General features: G+C 62.4%; 22 protein-coding genes. 12 read left to right on the top strand and 10 right to left on the bottom strand.

Annotated features, from left to right (window positions below):
* Positions 1-32: 32 nt before the first annotated feature.
* Positions 33-212, top strand: coding sequence for a DUF4250 domain-containing protein (locus J9789_RS03560; protein ID WP_209342446.1), 180 nt, complete (start codon positions 33-35; stop codon positions 210-212).
* 106 nt (positions 213-318) lie between these two features.
* On the opposite strand, the gene J9789_RS03555 is transcribed toward J9789_RS03560, so the two are convergent.
* From J9789_RS03555 to J9789_RS03540, 4 genes are read right to left on the bottom strand one after another with little or no spacing between them, the layout of a single operon-like run.
* Entirely contained in the window at positions 319-576 is a 258-nt protein-coding gene (locus J9789_RS03555) for a hypothetical protein (RefSeq protein WP_209342444.1), read from the bottom strand.
* Between the two features lie 3 nt (positions 577-579).
* Positions 580-2,055, bottom strand: a complete 1,476-nt coding sequence (guaB, locus tag J9789_RS03550; protein WP_209342443.1) for an IMP dehydrogenase — start codon at positions 2,053-2,055, stop codon at positions 580-582.
* Between the two features lie 44 nt (positions 2,056-2,099).
* Positions 2,100-2,852, bottom strand: a complete 753-nt coding sequence (locus J9789_RS03545) for an acyl-ACP thioesterase domain-containing protein (protein ID WP_209342433.1) — start codon at positions 2,850-2,852, stop codon at positions 2,100-2,102.
* Between the two features lie 3 nt (positions 2,853-2,855).
* The gene (locus J9789_RS03540) at positions 2,856-3,473 is read right to left on the bottom strand and encodes a hypothetical protein (protein WP_209342432.1); all 618 of its coding nucleotides are present in this window, start codon (positions 3,471-3,473) and stop codon (positions 2,856-2,858) included.
* A 197-nt stretch (positions 3,474-3,670) separates the two neighbouring features.
* On the opposite strand from J9789_RS03540, the gene spoVAD reads away from it, so the two are divergent.
* The 7 genes from spoVAD (at position 3,671) to J9789_RS03505 (ending at position 15,074) form a co-directional block, all read left to right on the top strand.
* A complete protein-coding gene (gene spoVAD, locus J9789_RS03535; RefSeq protein ID WP_209342430.1) occupies positions 3,671-4,684 on the top strand; it encodes a stage V sporulation protein AD in 1,014 nt (337 codons plus the stop codon).
* A 10-nt stretch (positions 4,685-4,694) separates the two neighbouring features.
* On the top strand, positions 4,695-5,063 hold the full coding sequence (spoVAE, locus tag J9789_RS03530; RefSeq protein WP_209342428.1) for a stage V sporulation protein AE: 369 nt from the start codon (positions 4,695-4,697) through the stop codon (positions 5,061-5,063).
* A gap of 144 nt (positions 5,064-5,207) precedes the next feature.
* Positions 5,208-6,815: a CTP synthase gene (locus J9789_RS03525; protein ID WP_209342423.1), complete on the top strand. Its 1,608-nt coding sequence runs from the start codon at positions 5,208-5,210 to the stop codon at positions 6,813-6,815.
* Between the two features lie 235 nt (positions 6,816-7,050).
* Positions 7,051-8,382 (top strand): type I glutamate--ammonia ligase, encoded by a 1,332-nt coding sequence (gene glnA / locus J9789_RS03520; RefSeq protein ID WP_209342421.1) that lies wholly within the window; start codon positions 7,051-7,053, stop codon positions 8,380-8,382.
* A 41-nt stretch (positions 8,383-8,423) separates the two neighbouring features.
* A complete protein-coding gene (locus tag J9789_RS03515; RefSeq protein ID WP_209342419.1) occupies positions 8,424-8,960 on the top strand; it encodes an ANTAR domain-containing protein in 537 nt (178 codons plus the stop codon).
* Positions 8,961-9,075: 115 nt separating this feature from the next.
* Entirely contained in the window at positions 9,076-13,614 is a 4,539-nt protein-coding gene (gene gltB, locus J9789_RS03510; protein WP_209342417.1) for a glutamate synthase large subunit, read from the top strand.
* Positions 13,615-13,616: 2 nt separating this feature from the next.
* Positions 13,617-15,074, top strand: a complete 1,458-nt coding sequence (locus J9789_RS03505; protein WP_209342415.1) for a glutamate synthase subunit beta — start codon at positions 13,617-13,619, stop codon at positions 15,072-15,074.
* A gap of 41 nt (positions 15,075-15,115) precedes the next feature.
* Here J9789_RS03505 and J9789_RS03500 read toward each other — a convergent pair whose 3' ends face one another.
* From J9789_RS03500 to J9789_RS03480, 5 genes are all read right to left on the bottom strand, one after another.
* Positions 15,116-15,865, bottom strand: coding sequence for a hemolysin III family protein (locus J9789_RS03500; protein ID WP_209342410.1), 750 nt, complete (start codon positions 15,863-15,865; stop codon positions 15,116-15,118).
* Positions 15,866-16,116: 251 nt separating this feature from the next.
* On the bottom strand, positions 16,117-17,556 hold the full coding sequence (locus J9789_RS03495) for a DUF4340 domain-containing protein (protein WP_209342409.1): 1,440 nt from the start codon (positions 17,554-17,556) through the stop codon (positions 16,117-16,119).
* Positions 17,556-19,007, bottom strand: a complete 1,452-nt coding sequence (locus tag J9789_RS03490) for a GldG family protein (protein ID WP_209342407.1) — start codon at positions 19,005-19,007, stop codon at positions 17,556-17,558. Before J9789_RS03490 ends, J9789_RS03495 begins: the two co-directional genes overlap by 1 nt.
* Positions 19,007-19,825: an ABC transporter permease subunit gene (locus J9789_RS03485; RefSeq protein ID WP_209342405.1), complete on the bottom strand. Its 819-nt coding sequence runs from the start codon at positions 19,823-19,825 to the stop codon at positions 19,007-19,009. The genes J9789_RS03490 and J9789_RS03485 overlap by 1 nt, the downstream gene beginning before the upstream one ends.
* Positions 19,822-20,892 (bottom strand): ABC transporter ATP-binding protein, encoded by a 1,071-nt coding sequence (locus tag J9789_RS03480; RefSeq protein ID WP_209342403.1) that lies wholly within the window; start codon positions 20,890-20,892, stop codon positions 19,822-19,824. Before J9789_RS03480 ends, J9789_RS03485 begins: the two co-directional genes overlap by 4 nt.
* 190 nt (positions 20,893-21,082) lie before the next feature.
* On the opposite strand from J9789_RS03480, the gene J9789_RS03475 reads away from it, so the two are divergent.
* The 4 genes from J9789_RS03475 to J9789_RS03465 all read left to right on the top strand — a co-directional run bounded on the left by J9789_RS03475 (position 21,083) and on the right by J9789_RS03465 (position 23,750).
* Positions 21,083-21,550: a response regulator gene (locus J9789_RS03475; RefSeq protein ID WP_348633626.1), complete on the top strand. Its 468-nt coding sequence runs from the start codon at positions 21,083-21,085 to the stop codon at positions 21,548-21,550.
* Positions 21,551-21,757 (top strand): winged helix-turn-helix domain-containing protein, encoded by a 207-nt coding sequence (locus J9789_RS17370; RefSeq protein WP_348633642.1) that lies wholly within the window; start codon positions 21,551-21,553, stop codon positions 21,755-21,757. It abuts the gene before it with no gap.
* The gene (locus tag J9789_RS03470; RefSeq protein WP_209342401.1) at positions 21,754-22,983 is read left to right on the top strand and encodes a HAMP domain-containing sensor histidine kinase; all 1,230 of its coding nucleotides are present in this window, start codon (positions 21,754-21,756) and stop codon (positions 22,981-22,983) included. The genes J9789_RS17370 and J9789_RS03470 overlap by 4 nt, the downstream gene beginning before the upstream one ends.
* Before the next feature lie 101 nt (positions 22,984-23,084).
* Positions 23,085-23,750 carry a zinc ribbon domain-containing protein gene (locus J9789_RS03465; RefSeq protein WP_209342399.1) on the top strand — a complete coding sequence of 222 codons (666 nt, stop codon included), beginning with the start codon at positions 23,085-23,087 and terminating at the stop codon, positions 23,748-23,750.
* 57 nt (positions 23,751-23,807) lie between these two features.
* Here the strand turns inward: J9789_RS03465 and J9789_RS03460 are convergent, their stop codons facing one another.
* Positions 23,808-24,812: an ABC transporter substrate-binding protein gene (locus tag J9789_RS03460; RefSeq protein ID WP_209342397.1), complete on the bottom strand. Its 1,005-nt coding sequence runs from the start codon at positions 24,810-24,812 to the stop codon at positions 23,808-23,810.

Below are 24,812 nucleotides of genomic sequence, written 5' to 3'. Positions count from 1 at the left end.
AACCCTAGATACAGAAAGTAGGCATTTTCTCCATGCTTCCCCAAGATCCCATTATCCTGCTCAGCTATCTGAATACCAAACTGCGTGATTTCTACTCCTCTCTGGACGCTCTGTGCGACGACCTCCAGGTGGACAAGGACGCCATCACCCGCTCCCTGGCCGCCATCAGCTGCCAGTACGACCCGGAGCTGAACCAGTTTGTCAGAAGCTGAACCCCGGTTATCTGCCCGGAGCGGGACGCCATCCATGCGTCCCGCTCCGGATTCTTTTTGCAATAGAAAAAGCCTGCCGCAAATGCGGCAGGCTTTTATTTTTCTCTTATTTGACACCGTAGGTCTCCCACAGCGTCAGGGTATTCTGATTCATCAGCTTTTCCCCAAAGAGTTCCCGGAACTGGGCTGTCTTCTGCTTTCCCTGGGCCTTCAGGGCCTCCATCCGGGTCACGATCTCCTGCTGACGGGCCATCAAGCGCTCATAGGCATCCTCAAAGGCCGCCAACCGGATGGCCGCGGCTTCCGCCTGCTCTTCTGGAATACTCCAGGCGCCGGCGGAATCCTTTCTGGTAATGCGCTCCATACCTTACTGGGGATTGACGGTGTAGTTGGGCGCTTCCTTGGTGATATAGATGTCGTGGGGATGGGACTCCTTCAGACCGGCAGCGGTGATCTGCATGAACTGAGCCTTGGCGTGCAGCTCCTCAATGTTGTGGCAGCCGGTGTAGCCCATGCCGGCCCGCAGGCCGCCGGTGAGCTGATAGATGGTGTCGCCGGTCAGTCCCTTGTAGGGCACGCGGCCCTCCACGCCTTCGGGAACCAGCTTCTTGTTGTTCTGCTGGAAGTAGCGGTCCTTGGAGCCACAGGCCATGGCGCCCAGAGAGCCCATGCCGCGGTAGACCTTGAACTGACGACCCTGGTAGACCTCGGTGTCCCCGGGGGACTCCTCACAGCCGGCCAGCAGGGAGCCCAGCATGACCACGTTGGCGCCGGCGGCCAGAGCCTTGGCGATGTCTCCGGAATACTTCACGCCGCCGTCGGCGATGATGGGAATGTCGTACTCAGCAGCCACACGAGCGGCGTCATAGACAGCGGTGATCTGGGGCACGCCGATACCGGCCACCACGCGGGTGGTACAGATGGAACCGGGGCCGATACCGATCTTGACGCAGTCAGCGCCCGCCTCAATGAGGGCGCGGGTGCCCTCGGCGGTAGCCACGTTGCCGGCGATCAGCTGCACGTCGGGGTAGACGGCCTTGATGCGGCGGACGCAGTCCAGGATGTTGTGGGAGTGGCCGTGAGCGGAGTCCAGGCACAGCACGTCGGCACCAGCCTCCACCAGAGCGCGCACACGGTCCAGCACGTCGGAGGTAACGCCGATGGCGGCGCCCACCAGCAGGCGGCCCTTCTCGTCGCGGGCGGAGTTGGGATACACAGTGGCCTTCTCGATGTCCTTGATGGTGATGAGGCCCTTCAGGCGGTACTCGTCATCCACGATGGGCAGCTTCTCGATCTTGTGCTTGCGGAGCAGCTCCTTGGCCTCCTCCAGGGTGACACCCTCCTTGGCGGTGACCAGGTTGTCCTTGGTCATCACGTTGTCCACCAGCTGGCTCATGTCGGTCTCGAACTTCATGTCGCGGTTGGTGATGATGCCGATGAGCTTGCCGTCCTTGCAGATGGGCACGCCGGAGATCCGGTACTTGGCCATCAGGGCGTCGGCCTCAGCCAGAGTGTGGCCGGGCGCCAGCCAGAAGGGGTTGGTGATAACGCCGTTCTCACTGCGCTTGACCATGTCCACCTGCTCGGCCTGAGCACCGATGGACATGTTCTTGTGGATGATGCCGATGCCGCCCTCACGGGCAATGGCGATGGCCATGCGGTACTCGGTAACCGTATCCATGGCGGCGCTCATCAGGGGCACGTTCAGACGGATCTTGCGGGTGAGTCTGGTATGCAGGTCGATGTCCGCGGGCAGGACGTCGCTCTCCGCGGGGATGAGCAGTACGTCGTCAAAGGTAAGACCCTGCTTGAGGAACTTCTGGTGCTCGTCAGTGTTGACCATAAGTGCATCTCCTTTTTCTCTATTTTAAAATAATTTTACCTATTCTACTTGATTGCCGCTCCGCTGTCAAGTGGCGTCAAAGTAACCGCGCCTTCAAAACGGCTTTTTCCCGCTTCGTCCGCACCGCGGACGTAGTGCTTTCCATCCTGCTGGCCGGTCAAGAGGGTGATGGTCTCCCCCGCCATGCACTCCGCCAGATAGTCCACCTGGAGGGCGGAGACATAGCAGCTGTCCCCCAGCCGGTCCATCCGGATGGCGTCGCAGATGAAATCGGCATAGCGGACGTTGTTCACATGGCCGTTGATGTCGGTGTCGCTGTAGTGCATGGCCCGGTGATCGGCCGCCGCCATTTCGGCAGGCAGTTTGAAGCGGAACAGCGTCTTGTCCTTGCACAGCGCACCGCCGTCGCTGTCCTGGAACTCTTCGATCTTACTCATCCGGGCCAGCCGGTGGGTGTTGGCATCGGCCAGCACCCATACGGATACCGCTTCTCCTACCTGCTTTCCGTCCACAAACAGGTCGAAATCCCGGTAGGAGGAGGCTCCGCTGCCGCCCCGGTGCCAGGTGCGGATGTCCAATTTCTCGTTCCAGCCCAGGGGCCGGTCCAGCCGGTACCACATCCGGGCCAGCATCCAGAATAGTCCGTACTTGTCCAGCATTTCCTCCCGGGAGGCGTGGAGCTCACAGGCGGCGGCCACCGCCGCCTCCTGCAAAATGCCCATCAGGCCGGAGGGCCGGCAGTGATTCCAGGGGTCCACATCCCGGGAGTCGATGGGATAGCTGCCCTCAAAATACACCGCTTATCCCTCCCCTCTGCCGTGGATCAACAGTTTGGTCTTGCAGCAGATGTCGTCGATGTCGCTGGAGGTGGCCGCCGGGATGCGCATGGCGGCACCGCAGTCGGCACAGAAGAGGTCTATGGAGCTGTAGTTGACCTGGAGCTTCCAACGGTGGGAGCCGCAGGTGCAGGAAATACCGTCCCGCTGGGCGATCTCCTTGAGCTCGGAGAGCACCTCGTGCATCACCAGCTCGTCCAGGAACGCGCCCTTCTCCTGGCCCTCAGGCCGCTCCAGCTTGTCCGCCGCCTCCTCCAGGCGCCGGAGGGCGGCAAATACCGGCCCCTCCTCTCCCACGTAGCAGCAGTCCAGGCCGGACTGGGCACAGGAGAAGGCCAGTACCTTCTGATGGAGAAAGGCGTTGGTGGAACAGGTAACGGTGTGGTCCCTCCCGCAGGAGAGGCAGGGAACCGTCAGCCGCACCCGGTCACCCATCATCTCCACATGGAGGGAGGACTTGCCGCAGGGACAGGGCAGGTCATTGGCCGAGGCCGCCAGCTGGAACACGGTGCGCTCCACCACCACGCTCTGGTGGCAGGCCGGGCACAGATACGCCAGAGTACGCTTGGGTTGTTCTTCCATGGAGGACCTCCCATTTGCCCGCAGGACCGGACAGCCCCGCAGGTTCTTTTGTGTATATGGTACATTATAACGCAAATGCAGCGGGTTGACCAGCCGGACCGCATACAAAATACGCCCTCATATTTTGCATGCTTTTCGTTCAAAATAGTATCAGACGGGCGGACGGTATCCATTCCGTCCCGTGAAGAGGTGAGCTTATGACAAACAAAAAGCTGGGCCGCCATACCGCGGCCCTAGAGCATCCGCCTTCGGTGATCGGCAGCGCCAGCGTGGTGGGCAAAAAGGAGGGGCAAGGCCCCCTGGCCGCCACCTTTGACCACATCAGCCAGGACGACTCCTTTGGGGAGCGGAGCTGGGAAAAGGCGGAGAGCGCCATGCAGAAGCTGGCCCTGGCCGCCGCCCTGGACAAGGCGGGCATCAGCGTGTCCGCCCTGGACTATCTGCTGGCGGGAGACCTGCTCAACCAGTGTATCGGCTCCGGCTTTGCCGTCCGGGGGCAGGACGTGCCCTTTTTCGGGCTGTACGGGGCCTGTTCCACCATGGCGGAGAGTCTGTCCCTGGCAGCCATGCTGCTGGATGGTGGCTTCGGCGTGCGGGCAGCGGCCATGACCTCCTCCCACTTCTGTTCCGCCGAGCGGCAGTACCGCTCCCCCCTGGAGTACGGCGGGCAGCGGACCCCCACCGCTCAATGGACGGTGACCGGTTCGGGCTGCGTCGTCCTGGCCAACCAGGGGCCGGGCCCCTATGTCACCCACATCACCACCGGCAAGATCGTGGACAAGGGCATCAAGGATGCCGCCAATATGGGCGCAGCCATGGCACCCGCCGCCTACTCCACAATCGCTGCCCATTTTCAGGATACGGGTCGCAAGCCCTCCGACTACGACCTGATTATCACCGGCGATCTGGGCAAGCTGGGCCGGGACATTGTGGCCGACTGGTTCCATCGGGACGGGATGGACCTGAAAAACCTGGCTGACTGCGGCACCCTGATCTACGACCTGGAGGGGCAAGACGTCCACTGCGGCGGCTCTGGCTGCGGCTGTTCCGCTGTAGTGCTGGCCGGGATGCTCCTCAACGGAATGGCCGGCGGCCGCTGGAAACGCATCTTGTTCTGCGGCACCGGAGCCCTTCTCTCCCCAACTTCCTCCCAGCAGGGAGAGAGCATCCCCAGCATCTGCCACGCGGTAGCGCTGGACACTGGAAAGTGAGGACGGACCTATGGATGTGATTTTTCCCTATCTGCGGGCCTTTGTATGTGGCGGCGCCCTCTGCCTCATCGGGCAAATTCTCATCGACAAGACCTCCCTCACCCCCGCCCGCATCCTGGTCTCCTACGTGGTGGCCGGGGTGATCCTGGGCGGCCTGGGAGTCTACCCCTGGCTGGTGGAGTGGGGCGGCGCCGGAGCCACCGTGCCCCTCACCGGCTTCGGCTACCTGCTGGCCAAGGGCGTGGCCCAGGCGGTGGCAGAAAAGGGGCCGCTGGGTATCCTGACCGGCGGCATCACCGCCGCGGCAGGCGGCATCACAGCGGCGGTGCTCTTCGGCCTGCTGGGTGCCCTGCTCTTCAAATCCCGCCCAAAATCCTGAAAAATCTCCCCCTTTTCCATTGACAAGCAGCCCGGCAGGTGGTAAAGTATCCGCCGTGAACGAGGGTGTTCCATGAAGGGAGGCAGCAGTGTCTCCCCTTCCTGAAACACCCTCTTTTTTTGATTGAATCAGGAGGGGTTAAGGATGACAAAGTATATTTTTGTGACCGGCGGCGTGGTCTCCGGCCTGGGCAAAGGCATCACCGCAGCTTCCCTGGGCCGGCTGCTGAAGGCCCGTGGGCTGAAGGTGGCCGCCCAGAAGCTGGACCCGTACATCAATGTGGACCCCGGCACCATGAGCCCCTATCAGCACGGCGAGGTCTTTGTGACGGAGGACGGGGCGGAGACCGACCTGGACCTGGGCCACTATGAGCGCTTCATTGACGAGGATCTGAACCAGTTCTCCAACCTGACTACCGGCCGGGTATACTCCAATGTCATTGCCAAGGAGCGCCGGGGAGAGTATCTTGGCAAAACAGTACAGGTCATCCCCCATATCACCGACGAGATCAAGCGCTTCATCTACGCCGTAGGCGACAAGACCGGGGCGGATGTGGTCATCACCGAGATCGGCGGCACCACCGGCGATATGGAGAGCCAGCCCTTCCTGGAGGCCATCCGGCAGGTGGGCCGGGAGGTGGGCCAGGGCAACGCCCTCTACATCCATGTGACCCTGGTCCCCTATCTGAGAGCCTCCGGGGAGCACAAGTCCAAGCCCACCCAGCACTCGGTGAAGGAGCTCCAGGGCATGGGCATCTCGCCGGACATCATCGTGCTGCGGTGCGACGAGCCCATCACCGACCAGAGCATCTTTGAAAAGATTGCCGGCTTCTGTAACGTAAAGCCCGACTGCGTCATTCAGAACGTCACCCTCCCCACCCTCTATGAGGCCCCCCTCATGCTGGAAGCCGCCGGCTTCTCTGCCGTGGTGTGCCGGGAGCTGGGGCTGGACACTCCCGCCCCCGACCTGGCCGAGTGGGAGGCTCTGGTAGACCAGATCAAGGCCCCCCGCTCCACGGTGACCATCGGTCTGGTGGGCAAATATGTCCAGCTCCACGACGCCTATCTGTCGGTGGCTGAGGCCCTCCGCCACGCCGGCTATCCGCTGGAGGCCAGCATCGACATCCGCTGGATCGACTCGGAAACCGTGACTGTGGAGAACTACACCCAGGTGCTGGGGGGTCTGGACGGCATCCTGGTGCCCGGCGGTTTCGGCGCCCGGGGCATTGAGGGTATGATCCTGGCCGCCCGGTACGCCCGGGAGCACCAGGTCCCCTATCTGGGCATCTGCCTGGGCATGCAGGTGGCGGTCATTGAATTTGCCCGCCACGTGGCCGCACTGGCCGACGCCCACTCCGGCGAGTTCGTCCCCGATTGCCCCCACAAGGTCATCGACTTCATGCCCGGCCAGAGCGACGAGATCGACAAGGGCGGCACTTTGCGTCTGGGGGCTTATCCCTGTGCCGTCCAGCCCGGCACCATGCTGGCCCGCTGCTACGGCGCCCCCCTGATCCGGGAACGGCACCGCCACCGCTATGAGTTCAACAACCAGTTCCGGGATACCCTGACCGGAGCCGGTCTGGTACTCAGCGGCCTGTCCCCCGACGGGCGTCTGGTGGAGGCAGTGGAGCTGCCCGATTCCCCCTTCTACGTGGGGGTGCAGTACCATCCCGAGTTTAAGAGCCGTCCCAACCGGCCCCATCCCCTCTTCCGGGGCTTCGTGGAGGCGGCCGCCCGGCTGCGCGTCCGCTGATCTCGATTTATGCAAGTCTATTTATCGCTAGTTGCATAAAATTCTTGCTCTTCAAACTTCCGCTTTCCAGTCATCTTTCCAAAATCCTGCTGATTTTCAATTTTCTATTGACAAATAATCCTGATGTGTCTATACTTGCACCATCAGTTGAGAACGAAGGCGTTCCAACCCGGCCAGGGTGGGAGCGCCTTCTTCTTTTTCTTTCAATATGAAAGAACGAAAGGAGATACCTGCAATGTCATACACCAAGGAAGATATCATCCGCATCGTCCATGAGGAGGATATTGAGTTTATCCGCCTCCAGTTCACCGACATCTTCGGTCAGCTGAAAAACGTTGCCATCACCGCCTCCCAGATTGAGAAGGCGGTCAACAACCAGATCATGTTCGACGGCTCCTCCATTGAGGGCTTCGTGCGGATCGACGAGTCCGACCAGTATCTCTACCCCGATCTCAATTCCTTCGTGGTTTTCCCCTGGCGGCCCAGCCACGGTAAGGTGGCCCGCCTGATCTGCGATGTGTATAACCCCGACGGCACCCCCTTTGTGGGCGATCCCAGAGGCACCCTGAAGCGAGTGCTCCAGCGTGCCAAGGACATGGGCTATGACGCCTTCAACGTGGGCCCCGAGGCCGAGTTCTTCCTGTTCCAGACCGATGACGAGGGCCGTCCCACCACCAAGACCAACGACGAGGCCGGTTACTTCGACCTGGGCCCCCTGGATCACGGCGAGGGCACCCGCCGGGAGATCTGCATGGCACTGGAGCAGATGGGCTTCGAGATCGAGGCCAGCCACCACGAGGTAGCCGTGGGCCAGCACGAGATCGACTTCAAGTACGAGGAGGCCCTCCACGCCGCCGATAACATCATGACCTTTAAGCTGGCGGTCAAGACCCTGGCTCAGAAGAACGGCCTCCACGCCACCTTCATGCCCAAGCCCATCTTCGGCATCAACGGCTCCGGCATGCACACCAACATGTCTCTGTTCCGCAACGGCAAGAACGTGTTCTATGATCCCGACGGAGAGAAGGGGCTGTCCAAGGAGGCCTATTCCTTCATCGCCGGTCTGCTGGCCCACGTGAAGGGCATGGCCGCCGTCACCAATCCCCTGGTCAACTCCTACAAGCGTCTTGTGCCCGGCTACGAGGCCCCCTGCTACCTGGCCTGGTCCGCCTCCAACCGTTCCGCTCTGATTCGCATTCCCGCCTCCCGCGGTCAGTCCACCCGCGTGGAGCTCCGCTCCCCCGACCCCGCCTGCAACCCCTACCTGGAGCTGGCCGTCTGCCTGGCCGCCGGCCTGGACGGCATTGAGAAGGGCATGGTCCCCCCTGCCGAGGTCACCGAGAACATCTTTGTGATGGATCAGGCCACCCGTGAGGCCAACGGCATCGACTCCCTGCCCGGCTCCCTGGAGGAGGCCATCGAGGCCATGAAGGCCGATCCCCTCATCCTGGACACCCTGGGAGAGCACATCGCCGGCAACTACATCGCTGGCAAGGAGAAGGAGTGGGACGAGTACCGCACCCGCGTCTCCTCCTGGGAGCGGGAGAAGTATATCATCAACTATTGATCCCCAAGCAACAGCCTCCTCACAGTTGGGAGTGAACAACCATGGAACAGGTGATCGTTGCCTTTGAAAACACCAAAAATGCCAGCCGCATCAAGGAGATCCTGGAGAGTTCCGGCACTGCCTCCTGCGTCCTCTGCAAAACGGCTGACCAGGTCCGCCGTACGGTAAACAAGATCCATATCACCGCTGTCATCTGCGGCTTCAAGCTGGCTGATCAGAGCGCCGAGGCCCTGGCAGGCGACCTTCCCCCCTCTTGCGCCGTGCTGGTCCTGGCCTCCCAGAATCTGCTGGATCTGCTGCAGGATGACGACCTCTTCCGGCTGCCCGCCCCGGTCTCCAAAGGCGACCTGACCGCCTCCGTGCGGATGCTCCTCCAGATGGGGCGGCGGCTGGAGCGGGCCCTGCGGCCCCGCCGCTCCCCGGAGGAGCTGGAGCTCATTCGTCAGGCCAAGGCCCTGCTGATGGACCGCAACGGCATGACCGAGGAGCAGGCCCACCGCTTTTTGCAGAAAACCAGCATGGACAACGGAACAAAACTGCTCCAGACGGCCCAAATGGTACTGGAGAGCGCAGAATAGGGCAAACTAAACAGCATTGAGACAATGCAGTCTCACGGCGGCAGTCGGGGACATACTGCCGCCGTTTTTTACTACCGTCCCACCGCCCAAACTCACCCGGAAAGGGGAATGAACCATGAAAACAGAAGGCTATCCGCCCCGCGGGCTCTATCATCCCGCCTTTGAACACGACAGCTGCGGCATCGGGGCTGTCGTGGATATTCAGGGCAAACCCAGCCACCGGACGGTGGACGACGCGCTGAAGATCGTGGAAAAACTGGAACACCGGGCCGGCAAGGACGCAGAGGGAAAGACCGGCGACGGCGTTGGCATCCTGGTCCAGATCTCTCACCGCTTCTTTGCCAAGGCCGCCCAGGCGGCGGGCATCGACCTGCCCGGCCCCCGGGACTACGGCATTGGCATGTTCTTCTTCCCCCAGGACACCCTGAAGCGCAGCCAGGCCAAGAAGATGTTTGAGGTAATTGCCGAAAAGGAGGGCCTGACCTTCCTAGGCTGGCGGTCCGTGCCGGTGTGCCCGGAGATTTTAGGGCAGAAGGCCCTGGACAAGATGCCCGTCATTGAGCAGGCCTTTGTGTCCCGCCCGGAGGACACCGATCCGGGCCTGCCCTTCGACCGTAGGCTCTACATTGTCCGCCGGGTGTTTGAGCAGTCCAACGACAACACCTATGTTCCCTCCCTGTCCAGCCGTACCATCGTCTACAAGGGCATGTTCCTGGTGGGACAGCTGCGTCAGTTTTATCCCGACCTGCAAAGCAAGGATTACCAGTCCGCCATTGCGCTGGTCCACTCCCGGTTCTCCACCAACACCAATCCCTCCTGGGAGCGGGCTCACCCCAACCGGCTCATGGCCCACAACGGCGAGATCAACACCATCCGGGGCAACGTAGACCGTATGCTGGCCCGTGAGGAGACCATGTCTTCCCCCCTGCTGGCCGATCAGATGGACAAAGTACTGCCGGTGGTCAACGTGTCCGGCTCCGACTCCGCCATGCTGGACAACACCCTGGAGTTCCTTATGATGGCCGGCATGGACCTGCCTCTGGCTGTCATGGCCTGCATTCCCGAGCCCTGGATGGAGGACAAGGCCATCTCCCGTTCCAAGCGGGACCTGTACCAGTATTACGCCACCCTGATGGAGCCCTGGGACGGCCCGGCCTCCATCCTCTTCTCCGACGGCGACGTGGTGGGCGCCGTGCTGGACCGCAACGGCCTGCGCCCCTCCCGGTATTACGTCACCTGGGACGGCAGACTCATTCTGTCCTCTGAGGTGGGCGTGCTGGATATTCCCACCGAGCAGATCGTGGAAAAATCCCGCCTCCAGCCCGGCCGTATGCTGCTGGTGGACACCAACCAGGGCCGCATCATCGGCGACGACGAACTGAAGGAATCCTATGCCGCCCGCCAGCCCTACGGCGAGTGGCTGGACCGCAACCTGCTCCATCTGAAGGACCTGCCCATTCCCAACCACCGGGTAGAGCGCAACACCAGAAACCGTCTGCACCGGCTGCAGAAGGCCTTCGGCTATACCTATGAGGACGTGCGCAACACCATCCTCCCCATGGCCCGCACTGGTGCGGAGCCCACCGCCGCCATGGGCACCGATATCCCCCTGGCGGTGCTGGACGACCGGGATCAGCCCCTGTTCAGCTACTTCAAGCAGCTCTTCGCCCAGGTAACCAACCCGCCCATCGACGCCATCCGTGAGGAGATCGTCACCGACACCACCGTCTACGTGGGCGACGACGGCAACCTGCTGGAGGAGAGGCCGGAAAACTGCCGGGTCCTCCAGATCCACAACCCCATCCTCACCTCCACCGACATGATGAAGATCAAGGCCATGAAGCAGCCCGGCTTCCAGGTGGAGACCGTGTCCATCCTCTACTACAAGAACACTCCCCTGGACCGGGCCCTGGACCACCTGGCCCTGGCTGTGGACCGTGCCTGGCGGAAGGGCGCCAACATCATCATTCTCTCCGACCGGGGCGTGGATGAAAACCACGTGGCCATCCCCTCTCTGCTGGCGGTGTCCGCCATGGAGCAGCACCTGATCCGCACCAAGAAGCGCACCGCTGTCTCCATTCTGCTGGAGTCCGCCGAGCCCCGGGACGTGCACCACTTCGCCACCCTGCTGGGCTACGGCGCCCGGGCCATCAACCCCTATCTGGCAGAGGACACCATTGTGGAGCTCATCGAGGAAGGCCTGCTGGACAAGGACTACCACACCGCCGTGGCCGACTACAACTCCGCCATCCTCCACGGCATCGTGAAGATCGCCTCCAAAATGGGCATCTCCACCCTACAGTCCTACCAGTCTGCCCAGATCTTTGAGGCCATCGGCATCCAGCGGGATGTGATCGACAAGTACTTTACCAACACCGTGTCCCGGGTGGGCGGCATCGGTCTCCAGGAGATCGCCGACATGGTGGACCGCAACCACTCCAAGGCCTACGATCCTCTGGGGCTGGGCTGCGATCCCACCCTGGACTCGCTGGGCTCCCACAAGGCCCGTTCCGGCGGCGAGGACCACATGTACAATCCCCAGACCATCCACCTGCTTCAGCAGGCCACCCGCCGGGGCGACTACGACCTGTTCAAGCAGTATACCGCCCTGGTGGACGACGAGACCCGTCCCCACACGCTCCGCGGTCTGCTGGACATGAAGTACGCCAACACCCCCCTGCCTCTGGACGAGGTGGAGAGCGTGGACTCCATTGTCAAGCGCTTCAAGACGGGCGCCATGAGCTACGGCTCCATCTCCCGGGAGGCCCACGAGTGTCTGGCCCAGGCCATGAACCTGCTGGGCGGCAAGTCCAACTCCGGCGAGGGCGGCGAGGAACCGGACCGTCTGGCCGATCCTACCCGCAACTCCGCCATCAAGCAGGTGGCCTCCGGCCGCTTCGGCGTCACCAGTGAATATCTGGTCAGTGCCAAGGAGATCCAGATCAAAATGGCCCAGGGCGCCAAGCCCGGCGAAGGCGGACACCTGCCCGCCGGCAAGGTCTATCCCTGGATCGCCCGGTGCCGTCACTCCACCCCCGGCGTTTCCCTGATTTCTCCCCCGCCCCACCACGATATCTACTCCATCGAGGACCTGGCCCAGCTGATTTACGATCTGAAGTGCGCCAACCGGCAGGCCCGCATCTCGGTGAAGCTGGTCAGCGAGGCGGGCGTGGGCACCATCGCCGCCGGCGTGGCCAAGGCAGGCGCCCAGGTGGTGCTGGTGTCCGGCTATGACGGCGGCACCGGCGCCGCTCCCCGCACCTCCATCCACAACGCCGGTCTGCCCTGGGAGCTGGGCCTGGCGGAGACCCACCAGACTCTGATCCAGAACGGCCTGCGCTCCCGTGTGGTGGTGGAGACCGACGGCAAGCTGATGAGCGGTCGGGACGTGGCCATCGCCTGTATGCTGGGCGCCGAGGAGTTCGGCTTTGCCACCGCTCCCCTGGTGACCATGGGCTGCGTCATGATGCGGGTGTGCAACCTGGACACCTGTCCCGTGGGCGTGGCTACCCAGAACCCGGAGCTGCGCAAGCGGTTCCAGGGCAAGCCGGAATATGTGGTCAATTTCATGCGCTTCATCGCCCAGGAACTGCGGGAGCACATGGCTCGTCTGGGTGTGCGTACCGTGGAGGAGCTGGTGGGCCGCACCGACCTGCTGGCCGTCCGCACCCCGGCGGTCAACCACCGTGCCGCCACGGTGGACCTGTCCGCCATCCTGGACAACCCCTATGTGGGCCAGGAGAAGACCCACTTCGATCCCGCCGACGTCTATGACTTCCATCTGGAGGACACGGTGGACCTGAAGGTGCTGGAGCGCAAGCTGGGCAGCGCCCTGACCCAGGGCTCTCCCAAGCGGCTGGAGGTGGCGGTCTCCTCCACCGACCGTGCCGTGGGCACCATTCTGGGCTCCGACATCACCCGCCTCCACGGCGACTGCCTGCCCGGCGGCACCTTTACCGTCAAGTGCATCGGCGGCGGCGGCCAGTCCTTCGGCGCTTTCCTACCCAAGGGCCTGACCCTGGAGTTGGAGGGCGATGCCAACGACTATCTGGGCAAGGGCCTCTCCGGCGGCCGCCTGGTGGTCTATCCCCCCAAGGACAGCACCTTTGACCCGGCGGAAAACATTCTGGTGGGCAACGTGGCCCTCTACGGCGCCACCAGCGGCCAGGCCTTCCTCAACGGCGTGGCCGGCGAGCGGTTCTGTGTCCGCAACTCGGGCGCCACCGCCGTCGTAGAGGGCGTAGGCGACCACGGCTGCGAGTATATGACCGGCGGCCGGGTAGTGGTCCTGGGCCGCACCGGCAAGAACTTTGCCGCCGGTATGAGCGGAGGCGTGGCCTATGTGCTGGATGAGGACCGTGACCTGTATCTGCGGCTGAATAAAGCCCTGGTGTCCATGGAGCCGGTCACCGAGAAGCACGACGCCGCTGAGCTGAAGGACATGATCCAGGCCCACACCGACGCCACCGGCTCGGCCAGAGCCAAACACATCCTGGAGCACTTCGACGACTATCTGCCTCTGTTCAAGAAGATCCTGCCCCACGACTATGACCGGATGCTGCGCACCATCGCCCAGTACGAAGAGAAGGGCATGAGCCGGGAGGAGGCCCAGGTAGAGGCCTTCTACGTCAACACCCACCAGAAGGGGGAATAACCATGGGAAAGCCCACCGGATTTTTGGAATATCAGCGCAAGGGGAATCCCTCCGAGTCCCCCCAGGCGCGCATCAAACACTATAACGAGTTTCATCCCCGGCTCAGCCGGGATGATCGCCGGCGGCAGGGCGCCCGCTGCATGGAGTGCGGCGTGCCCTTCTGCCAGTCGGGCGCGGTGCTGAACGGCATGGTGTCCGGCTGTCCCCTCCACAACCTGATCCCCGAGTGGAACGACCTGGTCTACACCGGCAACTTCACCCACGCTCTGGAGCGGCTTTTAAAGACCAACAACTTCCCCGAGTTTACCGGCCGGGTGTGCCCCGCCCTGTGTGAGGCGGCCTGCACCTGCGGGCTCCACGGGGACCCCGTCACCGTCAGGGACAACGAGCTGGGCATCATCGAGGATGCCTGGGAGCGTGGCCTCATGAGCCCCTGTCCCCCCAAGGCCCGCACCGGCAAGCGGGTGGCGGTGGTAGGCTCCGGCCCTGCCGGTCTGGCCTGCGCCGACCAGCTCAACCACCGGGGCCACTCCGTCACCGTGTTCGAGCGGGAGGACCGGCCCGGCGGCCTGCTGATGTACGGCATCCCCAACATGAAGCTGGAGAAGTCTGTGGTCCAGCGGCGGCTGGGCAAAATGACCGCCGAGGGCGTGGAGTTCCGCACCGGCGCTGATGTAGGCAAGACCCTCCCAGCCCAGGACCTGCTGAAGGAGTTTGACGCGGTGGTGCTGTGCTGCGGCGCCGCCCAGCCCCGTGACCTGGCTGTCCCCGGCCGGGAGCTGGACGGGGTGTGGTTTGCCGTGGACTTTTTGAAGGAGACCACCCGCGCCCTGCTGGATTCCGGCCTGGCCGAGGGTACCTACCCCTCCGCCAAGGGCAAGCATGTGGTCATCGTGGGCGGCGGCGACACCGGCAACGACTGCGTGGGTACCTGCATCCGCCACGGCTGTGCCAGCGTGACCCAGCTGGAGATGATGCCCAAGGCCCCCGACCAGCGGGCCGAAAACAACCCCTGGCCGGAGTGGCCAAGGGTGTGCAAGACCGATTACGGTCAGGAGGAGGCCATCGCCTGCTTCGGTCATGATCCCCGGGTCTATGAGACCACCGTGGTTGAGCTGATGGGCGACAAGGACGGCAAACTGAAGGCGGTTAAGACCGTCCGGCTGGGCCCGGACCACCAGCCCATCCCCGGCACCGAGGAGGTACACGACTGCGAGCTGCTCCTCATCGCCGCCGGTTTCCTGGGCCCCCAGGACTACGTGCCTCAGGTGTTCGGTCTGGAACGTACCCCCCGCTCCTGCGTCAAGACGGCGGAAGGCGGTTACGCCACCGGCGTGCCCGGCGTCTTTGCCGCCGGTGATATGCGCCGGGGCCAGTCCCTGGTGGTATGGGCCATCCGGGAAGGCCGGGAGGCCGCCCGTGAGGTGGACCAGTACCTGATGGGATACACCAATCTATAACAAAAGCCCCCCGGCAAAGCCGGGGGGCTTTTCATCTTCGTTTACAGTGCGGCGATCACCTGATACATCAGCATGAAGTGGAACAGGGAGCCCGCCAGGATGAATACATGGAAAATCTCATGGCAGCCAAACTTGGGGTTGTTGCGGCCGGGCCACTTGACGGCGTAGAGCACACCGCCGATGGTGTAGAGGATACCGCCGCCCAGCACCCAGAACATACCTGCGGCAGGCAGCACCTGCATCAGGGGCACCAGTGCGGTCACGGCCAGCCAGCCCATGGCGATATAGATGCCGGCGGTGAGCCAGCGAGGGGCGGAAAGCCACACCAGGGTGAGCACCAGCCCGGCCACCGCCAGGCCCCAGATCACACCGAAGAGGCCCCAGCCCCAGGCGCCCACTTCCCGCAGCGCCACCAGGCACACCGGCGTATAGCTGCCGGCAATCAGGAAATAGATAGACGCATGGTCGTACTTCCGCAGGGCGATACGCCCGGCCACGCTGGTATTGATGCAGTGGTACAGGGTGCTGGCGGTATACAGGCACACCATGCTGATCCCGTAGATCAGGAAGGAAACCAGGTGCCAAACGCTCAGTCCCTCCAGCAGGCAGCGGGCCACCAAAAGCACCGTACCCACCGCAGCCAGGGCCGCACCCGCGCCGTGGGTAATGGCCGACCAGGGCCGCAGTCCGTCATAGGGGTCCCGCTTCTGCTTGACCTTTTTGACCGGGCGGGCTTTGGGATGATAATAAAGGGCGGAAGGATTGCCTCTTAAAATGTTTTCCTGATTCATAATATCACCTGACGATTCAAAACCGTAGTTTGTCGTTTCTCATCTTCTTCTATAGTATAGTCTCAATCTCATTATATTGTCAACATTAAAAGATAATATAATTTTAAATATTATATTACAATTTCTGTGAAAGGTGTGTCCACCCTCTCAGTATGCCCGATCCTTTCATTTTCATGTAAATGTGGAGACCGGCGCACCATACTTGTGCGGTGCGCCGGTCTCAGGAGAAAGGAAAGATGAAGAAAGCGTTTTTATTCCTCCGTAAAGAGGTTGTCCAGCGCGTCCGTCAGGGTGGTGACCGCGCTGCGGTCCACCAGTCTGGGCGTACCGCCGTTAAAGACGGCCAGACAGGAACTGGTATCGTAGGCGTACAGCTCCAGGGTCAGTTCGGTGAAGTAGGTGCTGTCCCGGTAGATGGTGAAGCTGGCCAGCAGCTCGCCCTGGTTTTCGCCGTTAAAGTCGCCGGTGGCCGTCAGGGCATCCATGGCATCCAGCATACTTTCCACACTGGTGGTGTCCATCTCTGTACCATTCCAGGTGTAGAGCGGCACCGTCTCCGTCACAGTGTCTCCGCCGTCAGCAGTGGTCTCCTGCTCCTGCTCATCAAAGGAAATGGTGTTGGTGGTTCCGTCAACAGTCACTTCCAGCCGGTCCACGGTGTTCCAGTCCACACTGCAGATCTCCGCCGAGCGCAGGGAGGAATAAGAGGTATAGCGCAGGCTGTCCGCCGTGCTGCTGTCAATCAGATAGACCATGCGGGAATCCGCCAGTCGTGCGTAGGTTCCCTCGTCGGTATCATTACCCAGGTAGAGGACAAAGGTCTGAGGCTCGGCTTCGGTGTCGCTCTCCTCCTCGTCGTCCTCACTGCTGGCAGGCTGGTAGGTGAGCACCACCTTGACCGCCGTATCCTCGTCCAGGCCCCAGGCGGCCAGTTCCTGGTCGTCGGCGTCATAGTTGACGCAGGAGATCCAGGTAAGGCCCGTCACGCTGGAGGTCAGCGAGGTCACCTTTCCGGTGTCCAGGGCCAGCTGTGTGCCGTCCTCCTGCTCCAGGAACCAGTGTACGCTGCTGTCATAGTAAAGGCTCTCGCTGTCCTCCACATAGGACACGCTGACACTGCCGCCGGGCTGGGTAACGGAGAGTCCGGTCACCGTGCCGAACATGGGCAGGCTCTCCATCTGGACCATGTCGTACAGGCCCAAAGAGAAGGTATCCTGCAGTGTGGAGTCCACCATATAGACCTTGCTGGAGTCCCCGTTGTACAGCAGGTAATACTCCTGGGTCACCTCATTCTGGTCTCCAATGGAAAAGGTATAGGCGGTGCCGTCGGCGTCGGTGGCCGTGATGGTAAGGGCCGGTTCATCCAGCCCGTAGTCGGCCAGCTCCTCCGGCGCATCCAGCACCCGGCTGGCGGTCAGGCCGGACAGGACGCTGGTCATGTCCTCGGGCACACTCTGGTCCAGCGGGAATGCGTCGTCATCGGCATAGCTCCAGCTGTCCTCTTCCTTCACCAGGGCCAGGGTGGTACCGTCGCGGGTCCACTCCAGCCGGGCGGTATCCTCCGGCACGGTCAGAGCAACGCCCTCGTCCTCTTCGGTGGGGTCGGCGTAGACGGTGCGGGCCACGGCATATCCCGCGCCCAGCACCACCAGGGCACAGCCCAGGATAATCAGTTTTTTCCCTCGGTTCATCAGCGTCTCCTCCTTCGGATGGTCACCACAGCGCCGCCCACCAGGAAGGCCAGAGGCACCACGGCCACCAGGATCAGGCTCCAGGTGGAGGCCGAGGAGGAAGACACCGTCAGATACTCCGTGGACAGATCCTTGGCACGGATGGAGATGGCGCTCTCCCGCTGACACATCCAGTCCAGCGCGTTGAGGAACAGGTCGTTGTTGGCGCCCGCCACCCGCATGTTGTTGTCGCTGTCAAACATATAGCTGGTGGTCAGCCACACGATACCGGTCTGGCCCCCTTCCACCTCTTCGGCGATGGCCACACCCAGGGCGAAGGGGCCGTCCACATCGCCATCCTCTTTTTCAAAGGTAGTGATGTTGTAGCCATCCGCCTTGGCATAGGCCGAATCGGAGGTGGTGAGCAGCTCAGTCACCGTCAGGCCGTCCCGCAGCTCGTCGGAGACCGTGATCCCCTGGGCCAGGGGCATGAGGATATAATAGCCGCCATCCACCAGGGGCTGGGTGATATCGTGGCTGCTGATATCGGGCAGCAGGTAGTAGTTATACCCACGCATGTGATGGTCACTGTCACCCTCCAGCACCAGGCCGTCCATCAGAGCGGTGCCGTAGTATTCCATCAGCTCCGCCAGATTGGGCATGTCCGTATCGGTGTAATCGGTAACCAGCAGCAGCTTGCCGCCGCCCTGGAGATAGGTCAGCAGCGCATCCTTCTCGTCAGAGGAAATATTCCGCTGGGGAGAGTAGAGAATGATGGCATCCGCGTCCTCGGGAACGGCCTCGCCGTTGACCAGGGACAACTCCTCCAGCAGCAGGTTCTCATCCTCCGCGCCCTCGCTCAGCTCGCTGGGCAGCTCGCTCTCGCCGTGGCCGGTGAGGGTATACACCGTGGGCAGGTCCTCGTTGGTCACATAGTCGATGGCGGAGGTCAGCTCGCTCTCACCGGCAAACTGGGTGGAGGTGGTGCCGGTGGTATAGTAAGAGGAGTAGTCAGTCACATAGATGTCATAGTAGCTGATGTACCGGCTCCGGTCTCCGCACACCACGATCAGCGAGTTGTTATAGAGGGTGGAATCGGTGTACTGCTGGGCAAAGCTGGGGTAGACCACCGGGTCCTTTTCTTCCACCTTCAGGTGCTTGGAAAGGCTCTTGTACCGCTCCAGCAGCTGCTCCATGGTGGAGTCCTGGCTGCCGTCCTGGACGATCCAGTATACCGTGACGTCCTCCTCCAGTTCAGCCACCAGCTGTTCGGTCTGGCTGGACAGGGAGTACAGACCGGTGTCGGTCAGGTCCACCTTGGTCCAGGAGGCCGGCAGGGCGCCCACCATCAGGTTAAGGGCTACCGCAATGGCAATGACAATGGCGGCAGCGGCCAGGCTGTAGCCGCCCGCCCGAAATGCGCGGCTGCGGAAGGAATTCCGCGCACCGCTCCAGTCGATCTTCCGCTTCATCAGCTCCACCTCCGCTTTTCCATGGACTGCACCGCCAGAAACAGCGATACAGCAATGACAGACAGGAAGTAAAGAGCTGCGGTCAGATCAAACACTCCGTCTGCAAAGGCATAAAACCGTTCAAAGACCGACAGGCCGTCCACCAAATTGCTGAACAGGTTGGAAAACGAATCGGGTACCAGCAGGTAGGCCACAAACAGTCCCGCCTCACCTGCAATGGCCACCACCAGCGCCGCAGGGGTGGACCGGGTAAAGATGCGCACCAGTCCGGCCACCACCAGCACCGTCACCAGCAGCGCGGCCAGGGAGGCCCCGGTGGAGTCAGGCACCATGGAGGACAGGTCGGACATGAAGTAGAGCATCAGCATCACGCCGAAGCACAGACCGGCAGCCACCGCCTGGTTCTCCGTCAGGGAGGAGATAAACAGACCGATGGCAGCCAGGGTGGCGGACAGCAGGAAGAAGCCCACCAGGGTTCCGTAGGCGGTGGGGAGAAACACGCTGCCGAAGGTAGACAGCAGCAGCGGGTAGAGTCCCATGATCGCACAGGGGATAGCCACCACGGTGAGCATGGCCAGATACTTGCCCAGCACCACCCGGGTCATGCCCAGGGGCAGGGCGTAGAGCAGCTGGTCGGTCTTCTGCCGCCGCTCCTCTGCGATCACACGCATGGTCAGAATGGGAATGGCGATGAGGAAAATGATGGTCATCGCCTGCAAGACATATTCAAAGTTGGGATAACCGGCGTCCAGGTTGTACACCATGGTGTAGATGCCGGCAAAGACCAGCAGAAAGGCAATAAATACATAGGCGGTCATGCCCTGAAAGTAGGAGCGCAGTTCCCGCCGATAGATGGCTGTCTCGGCTCCTCACCCCCCTCTTCCTCCGTCTCAGTCTCCGGCAGGTCCTGGGCGCCGTCCGCTTCCTCCTGCTGCTGGGGCAGCGCTTCCGCCCCGTCGGCGGCGGTGAGCTCCAGGAATACGTCCTCCAGGCTGGCTTTCTTCCGGTCCATCCGGAGGATGGGCAGTCCGGCTCCGGCACAGGCATAGAACACCCGCTCGCTCACCTCGTCGGTGGCCTCCGTCTCCAGAGACACCTGCAGGCGGCCCTCTCCACCCGGCGTACAGGTGAGCCCCTGCACCCCGGGCAGCTTTGCCAATGCCCCGCGGACCGCGTCCTCGCCGCCCTTGAGGGTCAGCTCCAGGGTCGTAGCACCCGCAAAGAGCTTTTCCAGGTTGTCCGGGGTGTCGCTGGCCACCAGCCGCCCCTTGGACAGGATCATGATCTGGCGGCAGACCGCCCGGACCTCAGACAGAATGTGGCTGCTGAGGATGACGGTGTGGTCCTTCCCCAGCTCCTGGATCAGGTCCCGGATCTCAATGATCTGAATGGGGTCCAGACCTACGGTAGGTTCGTCCAGAATGATGACATGTGGATCCCCCAGCAGGGCCTGGGCAATGCCCACACGCTGCTTGTAGCCCTTGGACAGGTTTTTGATCAGTCGGTCCCGGACGCCGTGGATCTGGGTCACCTCCATGGCCCGGTCCAGCTGGGCGGCCCGGGCGCTCCGGTCCACACCCTTGGCCTGGGCCACAAACTCCAGGTACTCCCGGGGCGTCATATCCGGGTAGACTGGCGGCTGCTCGGGCAGATAGCCGATGAGTGCCTTTGCCTTAGCCGGCTCCTCGAAGATGTCGTAGCCGTCGATGCGGACAGTCCCCTCCGTGACCGCCAGGCAGCCCGTCATGATGTTCATAGTGGTGGACTTGCCCGCACCGTTGGGGCCCAGGAAGCCGTAGATCTGTCCCGGTTCCACCGTCAGATTCAGGTCGGACAATGCCGTATGGCTGCCGTACCGCTTGGTGAGATGGTCGATCTCAATCAAATGCGTTCCCTCCTTACGCGTGCCGCGGTAACACGGACGCTGCCCCAAATTATAGGACGCTTACTTAAAAGCAACCTGAAAAAGACTGGGGTAAGGGGAAAAATTTGCAGTTTGTTCAAAAACAAGCCATATTCCCGGCACAGCTTCCTATTACACTGGAGTCACTTTGCAGACAGAGGTGGACATAGCAATGAAGATCCTGGTAGCAGACGACGAGCGGGACATGGCTGACGCACTGGAGGCCATGCTCCGGCGGGAGCACTACTCCGTGGAGACGGTATACAACGGGCGGGACGCCCTGGACTACGGCCTGTCCGGCCTGTACGACTGCCTGGTCCTGGACCTGATGATGCCCGGTATGGACGGTCTGGAGGTGCTGACCACCCTGCGGGAGCACGGTGTGGACACCCCCGTCCTTCTGCTCACCGCCCGCGGGGAGATCCCCGACCGCATCCGGGGACTGGATGCCGGTGCGGACGACTATCTCACCAAGCCCTTCGCCATGGGAGAGCTGACCGCCCGGGTCCGGGCCCTGACCCGCCGGAAGGGCAGCTTCATCCCCGACCGGCTGACGGTGGGAGACCTGACGCTGGACCGGGCCACCTTTGAGCTCTCCGCCCACGGTTCCTCCCTCCGGCTGGCCAGCAAGGAGTACTAGCTGCTGGAGCTGCTCATGCGCCAGCCCGGCCTCCGGCTGTCCACCGAGCAGCTGATGGAGCGGATCTGGGGCTGTGACAGCGAGGCCGACGTCAGCGTGGTATGGGCCTACATCTCCTTCCTCCGCCGCAAGCTGGAGCGGCTCCACGCGCAGGTGAAGATCACCGCCAGCCGGAGCCTGGGCTATGCCCTGGAGGTAGCCCGTTGATCTCCTCCCTGCGGCGCCGGTTTCTGGTGATCGCCATGCTCTCTTTGGCAGGAACCCTCTTCCTGCTCTGTCTGGCCATCAATGTAGGCTACCGGCTCATCAACACCCACCGGGCGGACACGGTGATCCATACCCTCTATCAGAACGCCGGTTCTTTTCCCAGCCCGGAGGAGGGGCCGCTGGACCCCGGAGCCTACAGCGGCTTTCAGATCACCCAGGAGACCCCCTTTGAGACCCGCTATTTTATGGTCCACATCGACGACGGGCAGGATGTGCTGGAGGTAAACGCCGAACACATTGCGGCGCTGGACTCCAAGATGGTGGTGGACCGGGTGGATGAGATCCTGGACAGCTGCAAGACCTCCGGCTATCTGGGCTACTACCGCTACGGGGTATTTCAGGATGAGGACGGCATCTCCATCATCGGCCTGGACTGCTTTTTACAGCTTCAGGCAGTGGGCAGCGTGCTGCGCATCACTGTGCTGGCTTCGCTGACCTGCATCGCCATCGTCTTTGTGCTGCTGGTACTGCTCTCCCGGCGGGTGGTCCGTCCCTTTGCGGAAAACCTGGAAAAGCAGCGGCAGTTTGTCACCGACGCCTCCCATGAGCTGAAGACCCCACTGGCCATCATCTCAGCCAACACCGGACTGTTGGAGGCCACCGTGGGCAGCAACCGCTGGCTGGAGAGCACCCAGACCCAGATCACCCGATTGGACCGGCTGATCCACCACCTGATCGAGCTGGCCCGCACCGAGGAGGCCCTGCCCGAGGGGGAGCTGGAGCCCGTGGATCTGAGCCAGCTGGTGGAGGATGCCGTCCAGGACTTCCAGCCCTTGGCGGAGGCCGCTGGTGAGACCCTGAGTGCCTCCATACAGCCCGGACTGGTGCTCCAGGCCTCCGGGGAGAACCTGGCCCGGCTGTGCGGCCTGCTGCTGGACAACAGCGTCAAATACTGCGATCCCGGCGGCCATATCTACCTGACCCTGGCCCGGCGGGGTCGGGGCGTGCAGCTCACCCTGTCCAATCCCTGTGCCGGTCTGGACCCGGCGGTCATTCCCAAGCTGTTTGACCGCTTCTATCGGGCAGACGGCTCCCGGGCCAGGGACAGCGGAGGCAGCGGCATCGGGCTGTCCACCGCCCGGGCCATCGTCCGACGCCACAAGGGTAAGCTGGCTGCCCGGAGCACCGGCGGCGGCATTCAGTTCACTGCCTTCTTCCCCCTCTGAGCCAGCGCCTTTACAACCTGCGCTTTTCCATGCTAAAATAGATGCATTCTATGAAACTGCGCGGGCAGGGCGCTCTGCCCGCTGGACTTGGAGGTGCAGCCATGTTTTGCAGATTCTGCGGCAGCCCGGTACCGGATGACGCCCGGTTCTGCTCAACCTGCGGGAAGCCGCTGGACGTGCCGTCGGCATCGGAACCGCCCAGATATCAGCCCGGCAGCTACTCCGGAAGGGACCACGCTCCCGCGGACAAGCCTGCCGCCCCACCGGCTCCCACCGTCTACCAGCCCCAGCCCGATGAGCCGCCCACAGACTGCGCGGAGCCGTCCATTCCCATGAAGTGGTACCGCTTTCAGGTCTGCTTCGGCCTGTTCGCCGGGGCCGCCATCGCCTGCCTGGCCGCTGTGGCTCTGTTTCTGGGGCTTTGCTATGACAGCACTATGCGGATCTTCTACGCCCACCACAAGGCGCTGCGGCTGCTGGATCTGGTCATGGGCGGGATGCTGCTGGTATACGGTGGGGTAGCCATTGCCGCCCGCTTCAAGCTGGCCCATTTCCGGCAGACCGCCCCGCTGTGGCTCATCTGCTTCTATGTATCCGGCACGGCCATAGCCGCTGTGTATGGGCTCATTGCCATCGCCATTGTGGGCGAGCTGCTCTTCACCACCCGGTTTATCGGCGATCTATCCGTCTGTGTGATACTCAACTGTATCCTGCTGGCCCTCAACGCCATCTACTTTAAGAAGCGGGCGTTTCTCTTTACCAACTAAGAAGCAAGGACCCTGTGACCGATTTTGGTCACAGGGTCCTTTTATTTACTCATGGGCTCAGGCCAGCAGTGTAGTCTCCAGGTCGCTGAGCATGGTGTCCAGAGCGGTGATACCGCCCTCCGCAGTGTACCACACTGCCGGATGGGCCAGGTAGACGATGTGTCCCTCCTGATAGGCACGGGTGCCCATCACCAGCTCGTTCTCCATGATCTCCTGGGCCAGCTTGGCACCGTCGGTGCCGATGGCTGCGTCACGGTCCATTACAAAGATGTAGTCCGGGTCCTTGTCCACAATAAACTCGAAGGAGGCCTCATTGCCGTGGGTGGAGGTGTCGATCTGGGCGTCCACCCCGATATTCTCAAAGCCCACTTCCACACCAATGATGGAGCAGCGGCCGTCGTTGCCCAGCACATTGAAGCTGCCGCTGGTGCACATACCCACAATGGCGGTCTTGCCAGCGGCAGCCTCCTGCAGCGCAGCAATGCGGGCGTCAAAGCCGGCCATCAGCTCCTCCACCTTCTCCTCCAGGCCGAAGAGAGATGCGATGGTGGATGCATTCTTGCGCACGCTCTCCACCACACCGATCTCGGTATCGGTGGACAGATAGACCACAGGAGCGATCTCACTGAGGGCGTCGTAAGAGGAGGCCAGCCGCCCGCTGATGAAGATCACGTCGGGCTCCGCAGCCATGACAGCCTCCAGATCGGCCTCCTTGATGGTGCCCAGGTTGGCAATATCGTCATTGATGTAGCTCTGGAGATACTCCAGGCTGGTGTCCGCAGTGCCCACTACCCGGTCGCCCACACCCAGGGCGTCCAGAATGTCCAGGGAGGCCATATCCAGAATGGCGATCCGCTGAGGATTATAGGGCACTTCCAGCTCCACCGTCTCCTTGCTGCCGTTGAGGGACGCAATGGTCACAGTGGACGGGGTCTCGGTCTGGACAGCCGCCTGGCTGGTGGCGGGGCTGTCGGCCTGACCGGCAACGGTGGTGCCGCCGGCACATCCGAAGAGACTGAGGGACAGGGCGGCAGCCAGGGCAAGGGGCAGGATCTTTTTCAT

It is taken from the genome of Flavonifractor sp. AGMB03687, assembly GCF_017811815.1.
GTDB lineage: Bacteria > Bacillota > Clostridia > Oscillospirales > Oscillospiraceae > Flavonifractor.
The sequence above is the reverse complement of the archived record's forward strand: the minus strand, read 5'-3'. Positions and strand labels throughout refer to the sequence as shown.

Excerpts from the sequence above, each read along its gene's own strand:
- J9789_RS03495 (WP_209342409.1), bottom strand. The coding sequence starts at position 17,556 with ATGAACCGAGGGAAAAAACTGATTATCCTGGGCTGTGCCCTGGTGGTG.
- J9789_RS03505 (WP_209342415.1), top strand. The coding sequence starts at position 13,617 with ATGGGAAAGCCCACCGGATTTTTGGAATATCAGCGCAAGGGGAATCCC.
- J9789_RS03515 (WP_209342419.1), top strand. The coding sequence starts at position 8,424 with ATGGAACAGGTGATCGTTGCCTTTGAAAACACCAAAAATGCCAGCCGC.
- J9789_RS03500 (WP_209342410.1), bottom strand. The coding sequence starts at position 15,865 with ATGAATCAGGAAAACATTTTAAGAGGCAATCCTTCCGCCCTTTATTAT.
- glnA (WP_209342421.1), top strand. The coding sequence starts at position 7,051 with ATGTCATACACCAAGGAAGATATCATCCGCATCGTCCATGAGGAGGAT.
- J9789_RS03540 (WP_209342432.1), bottom strand. The coding sequence starts at position 3,473 with ATGGAAGAACAACCCAAGCGTACTCTGGCGTATCTGTGCCCGGCCTGC.
- J9789_RS03465 (WP_209342399.1), top strand. The coding sequence starts at position 23,085 with ATGTTTTGCAGATTCTGCGGCAGCCCGGTACCGGATGACGCCCGGTTC.
- J9789_RS03560 (WP_209342446.1), top strand. The coding sequence starts at position 33 with ATGCTTCCCCAAGATCCCATTATCCTGCTCAGCTATCTGAATACCAAA.
- gltB (WP_209342417.1), top strand. The coding sequence starts at position 9,076 with ATGAAAACAGAAGGCTATCCGCCCCGCGGGCTCTATCATCCCGCCTTT.
- spoVAD (WP_209342430.1), top strand. The coding sequence starts at position 3,671 with ATGACAAACAAAAAGCTGGGCCGCCATACCGCGGCCCTAGAGCATCCG.
- J9789_RS03460 (WP_209342397.1), bottom strand. The coding sequence starts at position 24,812 with ATGAAAAAGATCCTGCCCCTTGCCCTGGCTGCCGCCCTGTCCCTCAGT.
- J9789_RS03555 (WP_209342444.1), bottom strand. The coding sequence starts at position 576 with ATGGAGCGCATTACCAGAAAGGATTCCGCCGGCGCCTGGAGTATTCCA.
- J9789_RS03485 (WP_209342405.1), bottom strand. The coding sequence starts at position 19,825 with ATGACCGCCTATGTATTTATTGCCTTTCTGCTGGTCTTTGCCGGCATC.
- J9789_RS03525 (WP_209342423.1), top strand. The coding sequence starts at position 5,208 with ATGACAAAGTATATTTTTGTGACCGGCGGCGTGGTCTCCGGCCTGGGC.
- guaB (WP_209342443.1), bottom strand. The coding sequence starts at position 2,055 with ATGGTCAACACTGACGAGCACCAGAAGTTCCTCAAGCAGGGTCTTACC.
- J9789_RS03475 (WP_348633626.1), top strand. The coding sequence starts at position 21,083 with ATGAAGATCCTGGTAGCAGACGACGAGCGGGACATGGCTGACGCACTG.
- J9789_RS03490 (WP_209342407.1), bottom strand. The coding sequence starts at position 19,007 with ATGAAGCGGAAGATCGACTGGAGCGGTGCGCGGAATTCCTTCCGCAGC.
- spoVAE (WP_209342428.1), top strand. The coding sequence starts at position 4,695 with ATGGATGTGATTTTTCCCTATCTGCGGGCCTTTGTATGTGGCGGCGCC.